General features: G+C 72.3%; 12 protein-coding genes and 1 riboswitch. Of the genes, 3 read left to right on the top strand and 9 right to left on the bottom strand.

What is annotated here, in order from left to right:
* Window positions 1–167 precede the first annotated feature (167 nt).
* The 4 genes from ABZ318_RS21095 to ABZ318_RS21080 form a co-directional block, all read right to left on the bottom strand.
* On the bottom strand, window positions 168–851 hold the full coding sequence (locus ABZ318_RS21095) for a GntR family transcriptional regulator (protein ID WP_356903999.1): 684 nt from the start codon (window positions 849–851) through the stop codon (window positions 168–170).
* A gap of 188 nt (window positions 852–1,039) precedes the next feature.
* A complete protein-coding gene (locus ABZ318_RS21090; protein ID WP_356903997.1) occupies window positions 1,040–1,810 on the bottom strand; it encodes a M23 family metallopeptidase in 771 nt (256 codons plus the stop codon).
* A 12-nt stretch (window positions 1,811–1,822) separates the two neighbouring features.
* Window positions 1,823–1,988, bottom strand: a riboswitch (cyclic di-AMP (ydaO/yuaA leader).
* A gap of 200 nt (window positions 1,989–2,188) precedes the next feature.
* On the bottom strand, window positions 2,189–3,586 hold the full coding sequence (locus tag ABZ318_RS21085; RefSeq protein ID WP_356903996.1) for a pitrilysin family protein: 1,398 nt from the start codon (window positions 3,584–3,586) through the stop codon (window positions 2,189–2,191).
* Window positions 3,583–4,938: a pitrilysin family protein gene (locus tag ABZ318_RS21080; RefSeq protein WP_356903995.1), complete on the bottom strand. Its 1,356-nt coding sequence runs from the start codon at window positions 4,936–4,938 to the stop codon at window positions 3,583–3,585. The genes ABZ318_RS21085 and ABZ318_RS21080 overlap by 4 nt, the downstream gene beginning before the upstream one ends.
* Window positions 4,939–5,119: 181 nt before the next feature.
* On the opposite strand from ABZ318_RS21080, the gene ABZ318_RS21075 reads away from it, so the two are divergent.
* Entirely contained in the window at window positions 5,120–7,576 is a 2,457-nt protein-coding gene (locus ABZ318_RS21075) for a DNA topoisomerase IV subunit A (protein WP_356903994.1), read from the top strand.
* A gap of 30 nt (window positions 7,577–7,606) precedes the next feature.
* Here the strand turns inward: ABZ318_RS21075 and ABZ318_RS21070 are convergent, their stop codons facing one another.
* A complete protein-coding gene (locus tag ABZ318_RS21070; RefSeq protein ID WP_356903993.1) occupies window positions 7,607–8,659 on the bottom strand; it encodes a GTP-binding protein in 1,053 nt (350 codons plus the stop codon).
* Between the two features lie 111 nt (window positions 8,660–8,770).
* Here ABZ318_RS21070 and ABZ318_RS21065 point away from each other — a divergent pair, with 111 nt between their 5' ends.
* On the top strand, window positions 8,771–10,495 hold the full coding sequence (locus tag ABZ318_RS21065; protein ID WP_356903992.1) for a sensor histidine kinase: 1,725 nt from the start codon (window positions 8,771–8,773) through the stop codon (window positions 10,493–10,495).
* A complete protein-coding gene (locus ABZ318_RS21060) occupies window positions 10,492–11,181 on the top strand; it encodes a response regulator (protein WP_356903991.1) in 690 nt (229 codons plus the stop codon). Before ABZ318_RS21065 ends, ABZ318_RS21060 begins: the two co-directional genes overlap by 4 nt.
* Before the next feature lie 17 nt (window positions 11,182–11,198).
* On the opposite strand, the gene ABZ318_RS21055 is transcribed toward ABZ318_RS21060, so the two are convergent.
* The 4 genes from ABZ318_RS21055 to ABZ318_RS21040 all read right to left on the bottom strand — a co-directional run bounded on the left by ABZ318_RS21055 (window position 11,199) and on the right by ABZ318_RS21040 (window position 15,317).
* Window positions 11,199–12,791, bottom strand: coding sequence for a cation acetate symporter (locus ABZ318_RS21055; RefSeq protein WP_356903990.1), 1,593 nt, complete (start codon window positions 12,789–12,791; stop codon window positions 11,199–11,201).
* Window positions 12,788–13,264 (bottom strand): DUF485 domain-containing protein, encoded by a 477-nt coding sequence (locus tag ABZ318_RS21050; RefSeq protein ID WP_356904001.1) that lies wholly within the window; start codon window positions 13,262–13,264, stop codon window positions 12,788–12,790. The genes ABZ318_RS21055 and ABZ318_RS21050 overlap by 4 nt, the downstream gene beginning before the upstream one ends.
* A gap of 107 nt (window positions 13,265–13,371) precedes the next feature.
* Window positions 13,372–14,127 carry a response regulator transcription factor gene (locus tag ABZ318_RS21045; protein ID WP_356904000.1) on the bottom strand — a complete coding sequence of 252 codons (756 nt, stop codon included), beginning with the start codon at window positions 14,125–14,127 and terminating at the stop codon, window positions 13,372–13,374.
* A gap of 74 nt (window positions 14,128–14,201) precedes the next feature.
* Window positions 14,202–15,317: a histidine kinase gene (locus tag ABZ318_RS21040; protein ID WP_356903989.1), complete on the bottom strand. Its 1,116-nt coding sequence runs from the start codon at window positions 15,315–15,317 to the stop codon at window positions 14,202–14,204.
* Between the last annotated feature and the right edge of the window lie 142 nt (window positions 15,318–15,459).

The following is a 15,459-nucleotide window of genomic DNA, read 5'->3' as shown; positions in this document are numbered from 1 at the left end:
ACACGGTCTCCCCCGGCCCCCCCGCCCTACCAAGGCCGGGGCCGGTCCTAATCCCCCCGCCCACGGCCATTCGCTTTCCCTGACCCTGTTCCCGACAGAGAAAGACACGTTTCCGGGCAGCACGAAAACCCGGCCCGAATGCCTTTTGTCTTTATACGGCGCGCGTGTTAATTCCGGGCACTCGTCGTGTTGACGGGATGTTGCGGGACCCTCACACGGCCGCGCCCCGGATTCTTCAGCCGGTGCAGCGGCAGTGAGCGCTCCGCGTGCAGCGCGGTCAGCGCCCGCGCCCGCTCGGCGTCGCCGCGCGCCACTGCGTCCACGATCGCGCCGTGCTCCGCCCAGGCCTCCACCGGCTGGACGGGCTGCTCCACGACGTGCGTCCAGGCGATCTTGTGCCGCAGCTGGGTGAGCAGCGCCGTGAGGGCCGGGCTCCCGGAGGCCTGCGCCAGGGTCTCGTGGAACCAGCCTCCGAGCGAGCGCAGGTCCTCGCCCTGGCCGCGCCTGGCCCGCTCCTGCCCCAGCCTGACCAGGCCGCGCAGCACCTTGAGGTGCGCCTCGGTGCGCCGCTGCGCGGCCCGGGCGGCGCCCAGCGGTTCGAGCAGCGCCCGCATGTCGAGGAGATCGGCGGCCTCCTGCTCGGTCGGCTCCGCGACCTGGGCGCCCGCGTGACGGCGGGTGACGACGAAGCCCTCGGACTCCAGGGTGCGCAGCGCCTCGCGGACCGGGACCCGGGAGACCCCGTACCGGCGGGCGAGTTGCTCCTCGGTCAGCCGAGCACCCCACTCGAACACGCCGGAGACGATGTCGTCCCGGATCGCCGTGCATACCGAATGCGCGGGAATGCGCATGTCCGACCTCCGCCTTGGTGCGCGCGAGACAATTCGAGCGGCGCCTGTTCTGCGCCGATCTTCGACTCTATTGCAGCACGCCGGAATTTCCGATGCCCCGACGGAATCCATGGCCGTCTTCCGGTCAGCGAAAAGCCCCGGCTCAGTACGAGCCGGGGCTTTTGCGACGCGGTGCGCGGCGGGCGGGATCAGACGTTGACGCCGCGGGCGCGGAGGTACGCGATCGGGTTGATGTCCGAGCCGTACTCGGGGCTCGTGCGCGCCTCGAAGTGGAGGTGCGGCCCGGTGGAGTTGCCGGTCGAGCCCGAGATGCCTATCTGCTGGCCCGGCTCGACGGTCTGGCCGACGTAGACCCCGATGGAGGAGAGGTGCCCGTACTGGGTGTACGTGCCGTCGTTCATCCGGATGACGATGTTGTTGCCGTACGCGCCGCCCCAGCCGGCCTCGACGACGGTGCCGGAGCCGACGGAGACGACCCGGGTGCCGTAGGCGGCGTGGAAGTCGACGCCGGAGTGGCTGCCGGAGGACCAGAGCGAGCCGCCGGTCTTGTAGCCGGTGGAGACGTACGAGCCGGCGACGGGAAGCTGGAAGGAGGCCAGGCGGCGGCGCTCGGCCTCGCGGGCGGCGCGCTCGCGCTCCAGGCGGATCTCCTTGGCGCGGGCCTCGGCCTTGCGCTTCGCCTCGGCCTGGACCTTCGCCTTGGCGATGGCCTCGTCGGCCTCCTGCTCCTGGGCGGCGGCCTGGGCGTTGATCCGGTCGACGAGGGAGTCCTCGGTGATCACCTGGGTGAGACCGGTGTCCTCGACGGAGCGGTGGTCCGTGTCGGCGGCGAGCGCCGGGGAGGCGAGGGTTCCGATGACGCCGGTGGTGGCGAGCGTCGCGGCGCCGGCGATGCCCGCGCTGCGGCGCGCCATCCGGCTCGGAGCACGATGCTTCCCGGTGGCACGGGTGAACGCCATGTAAGGGCTGATCCTTTCCTTCCTTCTCGCCTACCGGGTTAGCTGACGGGTTCGGAGCAGGAAGGTCTCCTACGAGCCCCTCCGTACGAGACGAAGGCGCCCGATTCACCCCAGGGACTGCGTGCGGGTCCCCGGCTCCCCAGGCTCGCGCCTGACGGGGACTCGGCGATGACTGTCCGATGCCGCGGTTGCGGCACGTGCAACTGACGAACAGCCGCCCCGACGCTATGCGGATCGTCTTTCAATCACCAACCGGACACGACTTTTGTAAGACATGCCACAGGGCAAACGATCACCCTTGATCCCAATACGGACAAAGCGGAGGACCCCGACGAACTATGCCGTCGGGGCCCTCCCGTTGTCGCCTCGGAGCCGGAATCAGCCCGTCACGACGGTCACTTCACCGATGCCGAGCGCACGCACCGGCTCCGCGATCTGCGCCGCGTCACCGACGAGCACGGTGACGAGCCGGTCCACCGGGAAGGCGCTGACCACGGCGGCCGTCGCCTCGACGGTGCCGGTCTCGGCCAGGCGCGCGTACAACTGGGCCTGGAAGTCGTCCGGGAGGTGCTGCTCGACCTGGTCGGCGAGCGTCCCGGCGACCGAGGCGGCCGTCTCGTACTTGAGGGGCGCCACCCCGACGAGGTTCTGCACGGCGGTCTCGCGCTCCGCGTCGGTGAGGCCCTCGGCGGCGAGGGTGCGCAGCACCTTCCACAGGTCCTCGAGAGCCGGGCCCGTGTTGGGGGTGTCGACGGATCCGCTGATGGCGAGCATCGCGGCGCCGTTCCCCTCGGCGTCCGAGCGGAGCACCTGGCCGAAGGCCCGCACGCCGTACGTGTAGCCCTTCTCCTCGCGCAGGACCCGGTCCAGACGGGAGGTCAGGGTGCCGCCGAGGCAGTACGTGCCGAGGACCTGGGCCGCCCAGACGCGGTCGTGCCGGTCGGGGCCGATCCGGCCGATCAGCAGCTGCGTCTGGACGGCGCCGGGGCGGTCCACGATGACGACCCGTCCGGTGTCGTCGGCGGTGATCGGCGGCATCGGGAGGGGCTCGGCCGGCTCACCGGTCCAGGCGCCCAGCGTCTCGGCGAGGACCTTGTCGAGGTCGACCCCGGTCAGGTCGCCGACGACCACCGCGGTGGCCGTGCCCGGCCGGACGTATGCGTCGAAGAAGGCGCGGACGGCGGCGGCGTCGATCGCGGCGACGGTCTCCTCGGTGCCCTGGCGCGGCCGGGACATCCGGGACTCCGCCGGGAACAGCTCCTTGGAGAGCTGCTTGGCCGCGCGGCGCGCCGGGTTGGCCGTCTCGTGCGGGATCTCGTCGAGACGGTTGCGCACCAGGCGCTCGATCTCGGTCTCCAGGAACGCCGGGGCGATCAGGGCCTCGGCGAGCAGGCCGAGCGCCTTGGGCAGCCGGGAGACCGGGACCTCCAGGGAGACCCGTACGCCCGGGTGGTCGGCGTGCGCGTCGAGCGTGGCGCCGCAGCGCTCCAGCTCGGCCGCGAACTCCTCGGCGCTGTGCTGGTCGGTGCCCTCGGAGAGCGCGCGGGCCATGATGGTGGCGACACCGTCGAGACCGGCGGGCTCGGCGTCCAGCGGGGCCGGCAGGAAGATCTCCACGGCGACGACCTGCTGGCCGGGGCGGTGGCTGGTGAGCACGGTCAGACCGTTGTCCAGCTTCCCGCGGTCCGGGGCCGGGAAGGCCCACGGCCTGGCTGCGCCCGGCCGGGGCTGCGGATGGAAGTCCATGCTGGTCAAAGACACGGCAGCGTCGGTCACTGGTCCGCTCCCTCTTCCTCGTCGCCGTCGGCGTTCTCGCTCTGCTCGGTCGCCAGGGGCTCGTAGACGAGCACCGCGCGGTTGTCGGGACGCAGCTTGGCCGCGGCGACCGCCCGCACCTCCTCGGCGGTGACGGCCAGGACGCGGTCGACGGCGGTCAGGGCGAGCTGCGGGTCGCCGAACAGCACGGCGAACCGGCACAGTTCGTCGGCGCGACCGGCGACGGTCCCGAGCCGGTCCAGCCACTCCCGCTCCAACTGGGCCTGCGCGCGCTCCATCTCCTCGGGCGTGGGGCCCTCCTCGGCGAACCGGGCCAGCTCCTCGTCGACGGCCGCCTCGATCCGCGGGACCTCGACGCCCCCGGAGGTCTTGACGTCCAGCCAGCCCAGCGAGGGCGCCCCGGCGAGCCGCAGCAGGCCGAAGCCCGCGGCGACGGCCGTACGGTCGCGGCGGACCAGGCGGTTGTGCAGCCGGGAGGACTCCCCGCCGCCCAGGACCGTCAGGGCCAGGTCGGCGGCGTCGCACTCGCGCGTGCCGTCGTGCGGCAGCCGGTAGGCGGCCATCAGCGCACGCGCCGGGACCTCCTCCTCGACGACCTCGCGCAGCTGCTCGCCGATGACCTCGGGCAGGTCGCCGGAGCGCGGCTCGGGCTTGCCGTCGTGGGCCGGGATGGAGCCGAAGTACTTCTCGACCCACGCGAGCGTCTGCGCCGGGTCGATGTCGCCGACGACGGACAGCACCGCGTTGTTCGGGGCGTAGTACGTGCGGAAGAAGTTCCGCGCGTCCTCCAGGGTGGCCGCGTCCAGGTCGGCCATGGAGCCGATCGGCGTGTGGTGGTAGGGGTGGCCCTCCGGGTAGGCGAGGGCGGTCAGCTTCTCGAAGGCCGTGCCGTACGGCACGTTGTCGTAGCGCTGGCGGCGCTCGTTCTTGACGACGTCCCGCTGGTTCTCCATGGACTCGTCGTCCAGGGCGGCGAGCAGCGAGCCCATGCGGTCGGCCTCCAGCCAGAGCGCGAGCTCCAGCTGGTGCGTGGGCATGGTCTCGAAGTAGTTGGTGCGCTCGAAGCTCGTCGTGCCGTTGAGCGAGCCGCCGGCGCCCTGCACCAGCTCGAAGTGGCCGTTCCCGTGGACCTGCTTCGAGCCCTGGAACATCAGGTGCTCGAAGAGGTGGGCGAGGCCCGTGCGGCCCTTGACCTCGTGGCGCGAGCCGACGTCGTACCAGAGGCAGACCGCGGCGACCGGGGTCAGGTGGTCCTCGGAGAGCACCACGCGCAGGCCGTTCGCCAACCGGTGCTCGGTCGCTGTCAGGCCGCCGGAGCCGGCCTCGGCCGTGGCCGTGTGACCCATGGGCATGTACGTCCCTTCGATCGCGATGTGAAAAAGTCCTGCCACTGTATGCAAGCGCGCCGACACCTGGCGAAGTTCCCGACCCTTCGTGATGTCCCTCTTCCGGGTCGCGGTCGGCGTTGTCGGTGGCACGGTCCACAATGGTCCGCGTCAGATCAACCTTGTTGGTGAAGGAGCCGCAGCCGCGATGGCCCGCCGCAGCACGAAGACACCGCCGCCGGACGACGCGTTCGAGGAGCGAATCCTCGACATCGACGTCGTCGACGAGATGCAGGGCTCCTTCCTCGAGTACGCGTACTCGGTGATCTACTCGCGCGCCCTCCCCGACGCCCGCGACGGCATGAAGCCCGTCCAGCGGCGCATCGTCTACCAGATGGGCGAGATGGGGCTCCGCCCCGACCGCGGCTTCGTCAAGTGCGCCCGCGTCGTCGGCGAGGTGATGGGCAAACTCCACCCGCACGGCGACGCGTCGATCTACGACGCGATGGTCCGCATGGCACAGCCCTTCTCCATGCGTCTCCCCCTCGTCGACGGCCACGGGAACTTCGGCTCCCTGGGCAACGACGACCCGCCGGCCGCCATGCGGTACACCGAGTCGCGGATGGCCCCGGCCGCGCTCCTCATGACCGAGTCCATCGACGAGGACACGGTCGACTTCGCGCCGAACTACGACGGCCAGGAGCAGGAACCGGTGGCGCTCCCCGCCGCCTACCCGAACCTGCTGGTCAACGGCGCGTCCGGGATCGCGGTCGGCATGGCGACGAACATGCCCCCGCACAACCTCGGCGAGGTCGTCGCGGCCGCCCGCCACCTGATCCGCCACCCGAACGCCGACCTCGAGACGCTGATGCGCTTCGTGCCCGGCCCCGACCTGCCGACCGGCGGCCGGATCGTCGGCCTCTCCGGCATCAAGGACGCGTACGAGTCGGGCCGCGGCTCCTTCAAGATCCGCGCCACCGCGACCGTGGAGACCGTGACGGCGCGCCGCAAGGGCATCGTCGTGACGGAGCTGCCCTTCACGGTGGGCCCCGAGAAGGTCGTCTCCAAGATCAAGGACCTGGTCGGCTCCAAGAAGCTCCAGGGCATCGCGGACGTCAAGGACCTCACCGACCGCAGCCACGGCCTGCGTCTGGTCATCGAGATCAAGAACGGCTTCGTGCCCGAGGCGGTCCTGGAGCAGCTCTACAAGCTGACGCCGATGGAGGAGTCCTTCGGCATCAACAACGTGGCGCTGGTCGACGGGCAGCCGCTGACCCTCGGCCTCAAGGAGCTCCTGGAGGTCTACCTCGACCACCGCTTCGAGGTGGTCCGGCGCCGCTCCGAGTTCCGCCGCACCAAGAAGCGCGACCGGCTCCACCTGGTCGAGGGCCTCCTCGTCGCGCTGCTCGACATCGACGAGGTCATCCGGATCATCCGGGAGAGCGAGAACTCCGCCCAGGCCAAGGAGCGCCTGATGGAGCGCTTCTCGCTGAGCGAGATCCAGACGCAGTACATCCTGGACACCCCGCTGCGCCGCCTCACCAAGTTCGACCGCCTGGAGCTGGAGACCGAGCGCGACCGGCTCAACGGCGAGATCGACGAGCTGACCGGGATCCTCGACTCCGACGCGGAGCTGCGCAAGCTGGTCTCGGCGGAGCTGGCGGCCGTCGCCAAGAAGTTCGCCACGGACCGGCGGACGGTCCTCCTGGAGTCGGCGGGCGCGCCCGTCGCGGCCGTGTCCCTGGAGGTCGCGGACGACCCGTGCCGGGTGCTGCTCTCCTCGACGGGCCTGCTGGCCCGGACGGTGACCGAGCACCTCCCGCCCGCGGAGGACGGCAAGCGGTCCAAGCACGACGTGATCGTCTCGGTGGTCGCGGCCACCCAGCGCGGTGACGTCGGCGTGGTGACCTCGGCCGGCCGGCTGCTGCGCCTCCCCGTGATCGACCTGCCGCAGCTCCCGGACACCGCGAGCACCCCGAACCTGGCGGGCGGCGCACCGCTGTCGGAGTTCCTCTCCCTGGAGGCGGACGAGACGGTGGTCTGCCTGACCACGCTCGAGGAGTCCTCGCCGGGCCTCGCCCTCGGCACGCTGCAGGGCGTGGTGAAGCGCGTGGTGCCGGACTACCCGGCGAACAAGGACGAGCTGGAGGTCATCACCCTCAAGGAGGGTGACCGGATCGTCGGCGCGACGGAGCTGCAGACGGGCGAGGAGGACCTGGTGTTCATCACCTCCGACGCCCAGCTGCTGCGCTACCAGGCCTCGCAGGTGCGGCCCCAGGGCCGTCCGGCGGGCGGCATGGCGGGCATCAAGCTCGCCGCGGGCGCCGAGGTGATCTCGTTCACGGCCGTCGACCCGGCGGCCGACGCCGTGGTCTTCACCGTCGCGGGCTCCACGGGCACCCTGGACTCCTCGACGGGCACGTCGGCGAAGCTGACCCCCTTCGACCAGTACCCGCGCAAGGGCCGCGCGACCGGCGGTGTCCGCTGCCAGCGCTTCCTGAAGGGCGAGGACGTCCTGACCTTCGCCTGGGCGGGCGCCACCCCGGCCCGCGCCGCCCAGAAGACCGGCACCCCGGTGGAGCTGCCCGAGGCGGACCCCCGCCGCGACGGCTCGGGCACGCCCCTGGCGAAGCCGGTCGACGTGGTGGCGGGCCCGGCGAGCTAGGACCCGCCCGCGGCTCGGGCCGGACGGGTCCTAGGACTCGTCCGGCTCCTCCTCCGTCCGCTGTACGTACCGCAGGACGCCCCACATGCCGTGCTCGTCGGGGGCGTCCTGCGGGCCGTTCAGCTCGCAGGCGGCGAGCTCCTTGCGCAGGGCGGGCGTGTCGATGCCGGAGCCGATCAGGACGAGCTGGGTGAGGCGCTCCTCGCCGGCGGGCCAGGGCTCGGGGTAGAAGCGCAGGAAGCGGCCGACCGCGTGCACGCCGTAGCGGTTGGCCGGATCTGCGGGGCCGAGGTCGACGAAGCCCTTGATCCGGTAGAGGCCCTCGGGGCGCGAGTCGAGGAAGGCCATGAGGCGGCGCGGGTGCAGCGGCGTCGTGGCCGTCACCGAGAGGCTCTCGTAGGCCGCGTGCGGGTGGGCGTCGTCGGCGTCCTCGGAGCCGTACAGGATGTCCTCGATCGACATCTGGCCCTCGATCTCGCCCTCCGGTACGACCCGGTCGAAGAGCAGCTCCGGGTCGACGCGCCCGTGGGAGGCCTCGACCACGGCGGCTCGCCCGGCGAGTGCGGCCACCGTCTCCCGGACGCTCCGCAGCTCGTCCGCGGCCACCCGGTCCGCCTTGTTGACGACGACGAGGTCGGCGAGGCCGAGATGCCGGTCGGTCCCGGGGTGCCGCTGCCGGGTGGCCGCGAACTCGGACGCGTCGACGACCTGGACGAGCCCTCCGTACACGACCCGCTCGTTCTCGCTGGCGAGCACCATGCGGACCAGCTCCTCCGGCTCCGCGAGCCCGCTCGCCTCGATCACGATCACGTCGAGCCGGGACTCGGGCCGGGTCAGGACCTCCAGGTACTCGTCGAGCTCGCCGGCGTCGACGGCGCAGCACAGGCAGCCGTTGCCGAGGGAGACGGTGGAGCCGACCTGGCCGGCGACGGTCATCGCGTCGATGCCGATGTCACCGAAGTCGTTGACCATGACTCCGATCCGGGTGCCCCGGGCGCTGCGCAGCAGGTGGTTGAGGAGCGTGGTCTTCCCGGCTCCGAGAAACCCGGCCAGGACGACGACGGGGATCTGCTGCGTGCTCAAGGGACGTGCCTCCGATTCCTTCGAGTCCCACGGGTGTGGGAAACCCCCAGAATAGGCGTCCGTTCCGTCACCATTTCCGGTCCCGGGCCGCGTCCCCTTACCGTTTCCGGCATGAGCCCCGCACAGACCGGCCCCCCGCGCCCCCAGGCGCGCCGTCGACGGTTCGGGTGGCCGCAGCGGGTGTTCTCGCAGGTCCTGCTGATGCAGCTGGCCGTCGCGGCCGGTGTGACCGTCCTCGCCACCGGCCTCTTCCTCGCCCCGCTGAGCGCCCAGCTCGACGACCAGGCCATGCGGCGGGCCCTGGCCATCGCCGGGACCACCGCGTCGCCCCGGCTCGCCGCGGACCTCACCGGCAGCCCGCCGTCCGCGCGGGGCCCGGTCCAGACCGAGGCGGAGCGGATCAGGACCTCCACGGGCGCCGAGTACATCGTGGTCATGGACACCCACGGGGTGCGCTGGTCGCACCCCGACCCCGCCGAGATCGGCAGGGTCGTCTCCACGGACCCGAGCAGCGCCCTCGCCGGTCACGAGGTGATGGAGATCGACAGCGGCACCCTGGGCCGCTCGGCACGCGGCAAGGTGCCGCTGCGGGACGCCGACGGGCGGATCGTCGGCGCGGTCTCCGTCGGCATCGAGTACGACAGCGTCCGCGACCGGCTCCTGGCCGCCATCCCCGGCCTCCTCGCCTACGCGGGCGGCGCGCTCGCGGCCGGGGCGCTCGCGGCCTACCTGATCTCCCGGCGGCTCCAGCGGCAGACCCACGACCTGGCCTTCTCCGACATCTCCGCCCTGCTCGCCGAGCGCGAGGCCATGCTGCACGGCATCCGCGAGGGCGTCGTGGCCCTCGACCGGAACGGGTCCGTACGACTCATGAACGACGAGGCGCAGCGCCTCCTCGGCCTCGGCCCCGAGGCGGCGGGCCGGCCGCTCGACGAGGTCCTCGGCGCCGGACGCACCGCCGACGTCCTCGCGGGCCGGGTCACCGGCGAGGACCTGCTCACCGTCCGGGGGCACCGGGTGCTGATCGCCAACCGGATGCCCACGGACGACGGCGGCGCGGTGGCGACCCTCCGCGACCGCACCGAACTGGAACGCCTCGGACGCGAGCTCGACTCCACCCGGGGCCTGATCGACGCGCTCCGCGCCCAGGACCACGAGCACGCCAACCGGCTGCACACCCTCCTCGGTCTCCTGGAGCTGGAGATGCACGAGGAGGCGGTCGAGTTCGTCACGGAGGTGGTCGGCGTGCACCGGGCCACCGCCGAGCAGGTCACGGAGAAGGTCCACGACCCGCTCCTCGCCGCGCTCCTGGTCGGGAAGGCGACCGTCGCCGCCGAGCGGGGCGTCTCGCTGCGGCTCGCGCCCGACTCCCTGCTGCCGGACCGGCTCGTCGACCCTCGCGAGCTGGTTACCGTCGTCGGCAACCTGGTCGACAACGCCCTGGACGCCGTCGCCGGCACCCCCGGCGCCCGCATCGAGGCCTCCTTCCGCGCCGAGGGCCGTACGGTGGTGCTGCGGGTCTCGGACAGCGGCCCGGGCGTCCCGGAGGACCGCCGCGAGCTGATCTTCACCGAGGGCTGGACGACGAAGGCGCTGCCGTCCCACGGCAAGCGCGGGCTCGGCCTCGCCCTGGTGCGCCGGCTCGCCGAGCGCCGGGGCGGCACCGCCGAGGTGGCCGACGGCGCCGAGAGCGGCGCCGTGTTCACGGTCGTCCTCCCGGACGCCCTGACCGAACCGGAATCCGCCGACCCGAAGTCCACCGGCCCGGAGTCCTCCGCCCCGGCGTCCTCCGGCCCGGCGTCCCTCTCCCCGGCGTCCTCCGAGGAGGCGCGATGATCGACGTACTCGTGGTGGACGACGACGTGCTGGTCGCGCGGATCAACGCCGCCTACGTCGCCAAGGTGCCCGGCTTCCGGGTCGTCGCCCTCGCCCACTCGACCGCCGAGGCGCTCGCCGCCCTGGACGCACAGCCGGTCGACCTGATCCTCCTGGACCACTACCTGCCCGACGAGAACGGGCTCGCGGCGGTACGCGAACTCCGCGCACGCGGCCACCAGTGCGACGTGATCATGGTGACGGCGGCCCGTGACGTGGCCACCGTGCAGTCGGCGATGCGGCACGGGGCACTGCAGTACCTGGTCAAGCCGTTCAACTTCGCCGGGCTCCGCGCCAAGCTGGAGGCGTACGCGAAGCTCCGCCGCGCCCTGGAGACCGGCGGCGAGGCCGAGCAGGCCGAGGTGGACCGGATCTTCGGGGCCCTGTCGGCGGGCGCCGTGACGCCCGACCTGCCCAAGGGCCACTCCCCCACCACGGCCGAGGTGGTCCGGCAGGTACTGCTCGCCGCCGACGGCCCGCTGTCCGCGCAGGAGATCGCCGAGCGGGCCGGCGTCAGCCGCCAGACCGCACAGCGCTATCTCAAGCTCCTGGAACGCACCGGCCGGGTCCGCCTCTCCCTCCGGTACGGCGAGACGGGCCGCCCCGAGCACCGGTACGCCTGGGCGAGCTCACCGTCCACCGGCTGACGCCCCGCCCGGGGCGGTCAGACGGCACCCGCGCCCGTCAGAGAGCGCACCTCGGTCTCCGCGTGCCGGGCCTCGTCGGGCGGTTCGGGCGAGGTGGCCGTACCGATCCATCCGGCCAGGAAGCCGAGCGGGATGGAGACCGCTCCCGGGTTCTGCAGCGGGAAGAGGTGGAAGTCGACGCTTGGGAACAGCGATTCCGGGCTGCCCGAGACGACCGGGGAGACCAGGACGAGCAGCACCGCGGGAATCAGACCGCCGTACACCGACCAGACCGCGCCCCGGGTGGTGAACTTCCGCCAGAACAGCGAGTAGAGCAGCACCGGCAGATTGGCGGAGGCCGCGACCGCGAAGGCCAGGCCGACGAGGAAGGCCACGTTGAGATCGCGGGCGAGCAGTCCGAGGCCGATGGCGGCGGCCCCGATCCCGGCGGCGGCGACCCTGGCCACGGCCACCTCGCTGTACTGCTTCGCGTGCCGACGGCGCAGCGAGGTGTACAGGTCGTGGGCGACGGAGGCCGAGGAGGCCAGCGTGATCCCCGCGACGACGGCGAGGATGGTCGCGAAGGCGACGGCGGCGACGACCGCGAAGAGCACGATGCCGCCGGTGGAGCCCGCGCCGCCGCCGAGGTCGAGGGCGAGCAGCGGCACGGCGGTGTTCCCGGAGGCGTTGGACGCACGGACCTCGTCGGGGCCGATCAGCGCGGCCGCGCCGAAGCCGAGCACGATGGTCATCAGGTAGAAGCTGCCGATGAGCCCGATGGACCAGACGACGGAGCGACGGGCGGCACGGGCGGTCGGCACGGTGTAGAAGCGCGACAGGATGTGCGGCAGCCCCGCCGTGCCCAGGACGAGGGCGAGTCCGAGGCTGATGAAGTCGAGGCGGGCCGTCCAGTCCCCGCCGTAGCGCAGCCCGGGCGCGAGGAAGCCCAGGCCGTGCCCGCTGCGCTCGGCCGCGGTGGAGAGCAGGCTGTTCACGTCGCCGTGGAACCGGATCAGGACGAGGACGGTGAGCGCGATCGTGCCCGCCATGAGCAGGACCGCCTTGACGATCTGGATCCACGTGGTGGCCCGCATGCCGCCGAGCGTCACGTAGATCACCATCAGCGCGCCCACGCCGATCACCGTCCACGAACGCGCGGCCTCGCTGGAACCGCCGAGCAGCAGCGCCACCAGGCTCCCCGCGCCCACCATCTGGGCCACGAGGTACAGCACGGAGACGGCCACCGAGGACGTTCCGGCGGCGATCCGCACCGGCCGCTCCGCCATCCGCGCGGCGACGACGTCGGCCAGCGTGAACCGCCCGCAGTTGCGCACCAGTTCGGCGACCAGCAGGAGCACGAGCAGCCAGGCGACGAGGAAGCCGACGGAGTACAGCATGCCGTCGTAGCCGTAGAGCGCGATCAGCCCGGAGATGCCCAGGAAGGAGGCCGCGGACATGTAGTCCCCGGCGATGGCGAACCCGTTCTCCAGAGGGGAGAACAGTCGCCCTCCGGCGTAGAACTCCTCCGCCGAACCGTGGCGGTGGCGGCTCACCCAGGTAGTGATCCCCAGGGTCACGGCGACGAACACGCTGAACAGCACGAGCGCCAGGGTCTGGTGGCTTCCGATCACGGCTGCACCACCCCTCGGGTCATCTCCTGCGTGTCCCAGCGCAGTTCCAGCGCGGCCCGATCCCTGCGCAGCCGCGCATGGCGCGCGTACGCCCAGGTCAGCAGGAAGGTGGTGAGGAACTGTCCGAGCCCCGCGACCATCGCCACGTTGACCGCTCCGGCCACCGGCCGCGCCATCAGCCCGGGTGCGACGGTCGCCGCCACCACATAGGCGAGGTACCACAGGAGGAACGCCAGGGTGGCAGGGAAGACGAACCGGCGGTAGCGGCCCCGCACTTCCTGGAAAGCGGGACTCCGCTGGACTTCCAGATAGATCTCCGCCGCGCTGTGGACCCGCTGCCTCGGCACCGCGTCGGGGCGACCGTCTCCGGGCACCCCGGCCGTTGCCTCCCCGCTCCAACCGGAAGCCGTCGCGTCGTGCCAGGGGTCGTCGACCGCCATCGCCGTAACGTCGCGCCCCTCTTGCCTGTCCACCTGCTCCACCGACCAACTCTCCTTGTCAGCGAACCGTTTCGGCCGCGTGCCCAAGGATGGACAGAGCGGGAACATCCCGGACTCTTCTCCCCCCTCTCTTCACCCCATCAGGTGACTCTTCTCCCAGGCGCCCTGACCAGACCGTGCTGATATGCGTACCGCACGGCCTGGGCACGGTCGCGCACCCCGGTCTTGGCGAAGAGGTTGTTGATATGGGTCTTCACCGTGGCCGTGGAGATCCGCAGCCGCCCCGCGATCTCCGAGTTGGACAGGCCGTCCGCGACCAGCGCGAGCACCTCCGTCTCCCGCTCGGTCAGCCCGTCGGCGTACGGTCCGGACGAGCCGCCCGTCCCCGGCGCCGCCCCAGGGCCCCCGCCCGTCACCGACCGCGGCCCGGACCCGGCCCTGGGCCCGGTCCCGGTCCCAGGACCAGTCCGACCGGCCCGTTCGCCCTGCCCCTCCCGGTCACCCTGGCCCTCCCGGTCGTCCTGGTCCTCCCGGTCGATCAGCCGCTCGAGGAGCCGCCGCTGCACGGAGGGGGAGAGCCCGGCCCGCCCGTCGATCACGTCCCGAACGGCCCGCTCGATCTCCTCCCCGCCGGCGTCCTTGGTGAGGTAACCGCGCGCCCCGGCCCTCAGCGCCGGGAACAACGAGTCGTCGTCGGCGTAGGTGGTGAGCACGACGACCTCCGTCCCGGGGTGCCGGTCGCGAATCCGACGAGTGGCCTCGACGCCGTCGCAGCGGGGCATCCGCAGATCCATCAGAACGACGTCGGGAGCGAGCTCGGCGGTGAGCGCAACCGCCTCCTCCCCGTCCCGGGCCGCCCCGATGACCTCGATCCCGGGAAGCAGGCCCAGCAGCATCACGATCCCCTCCCGCACGACGGCCTGGTCGTCGGCGACGACGACTCGTACGACCCGGTCGCCGTTCGCGGCGCTCACGCCGGCACCCGCAGCCGCACCGTGAACCCGGGTCCCTCAGGCCCCGCGTCCAGGCTGCCGCCGAGCAGTTCGGCCCGCTCTCTCATGCCGAGCAGTCCGTACCCGGAGCCTGAGGACCCCAGCTCCTCCGCCCCTGGTGCGCCGTCGACCGCCCGAGGCGGCCCGGAGTCTCGTATCTCCAGGGAGACCTCGTCCGTCCCGTAGGCGAACCGGATCCTGGCCCGGGCACCCGGCGCGTGCTTGCGGATATTGGTGAGGGCCTCCTGCGCGACCCGCCGCACCGCCTGCGAGGCCTCGGCGGGCAGGTCCCGGCGCTCGCCGGTGACATCGACCTCGGCACGGTCCTCCCGCGCCAACTCCCGCAGGTAGTCCTCGACCGGCGCCATGTCCCCGCGCAGGGCCGAGAGCGCGTGACGGGTCTCGGCGAGCCCCTCTCTGGCCATGGAACGGGCCGAGGTCACGAGCTTGAGGATCTCCGAGCGGTCCGCTCCGGCCTCGATCTGGAGCCGTGCGACCTCCAGGTGCACCATCTGGGCGGAGAGGCTGTGCGCGAGCACGTCATGTATCTCCCGGGCGATCCTGGCCCGTTCGGCGAGCGCCGCCGAGGCGGCCTCCGCCTCCCGGGCGAGCCTTTCCTGGGCGAGCAGTTGGAACCCGGCCCCCCGTGCCTCGGCGTCCAGCCGGAGCGAGTAGCCGGCGAGCAGTACGGCCGCCGTGGTGAGACCGGCCCCGACGATCCCCGTCTCGTCGGCCTCCACGAACCCGGGCACGAGGACCGCCACGGTGGCCAGTCCCGCGGGGAGCGGCAGTCTCTCCATCGCCATGACCGAGACGACGATCCAGATCACCGTCGCGGGGGTCGGGGCGCCCGCCGCATAGGCTCCGAGGCCGCAGAGCGCGATCACCGCGAGCAGTCCCAGCGAGGCCGCCAGGCGGTGGTCCAGGGTCGTGTGGTGATACCGCAGCGCCACGATCACACACAGCCCGAACCCCAGCGGGGGCAAGGGCGCGTACCAGCCGTCGAACGCGCCCGAGGTGTAGCAGCCGGTCACCACCAGGACGCTCAGGCCCACGATCATGATGTGGTCGAGGACGATCCGGCCCCGGGGCACACCGACGCGGGTGAGTGCCTCCCGCGAGGGCCAGGAGCGCCAGAAAGCACCGCGCGGACGCCCCCTGTCGGTCCGCTCCCGTCCGCCCCTACTCGCACTCGCACTCGTGCTCACGAGCCCTGGATCGCGCTTCTCGCCCATG

Source organism: Streptomyces sp. NPDC006197 (genome assembly GCF_040613865.1).
GTDB lineage: Bacteria > Actinomycetota > Actinomycetes > Streptomycetales > Streptomycetaceae > Streptomyces.
The sequence above is the reverse complement of the archived record's forward strand: the minus strand, read 5'-3'. Positions and strand labels throughout refer to the sequence as shown.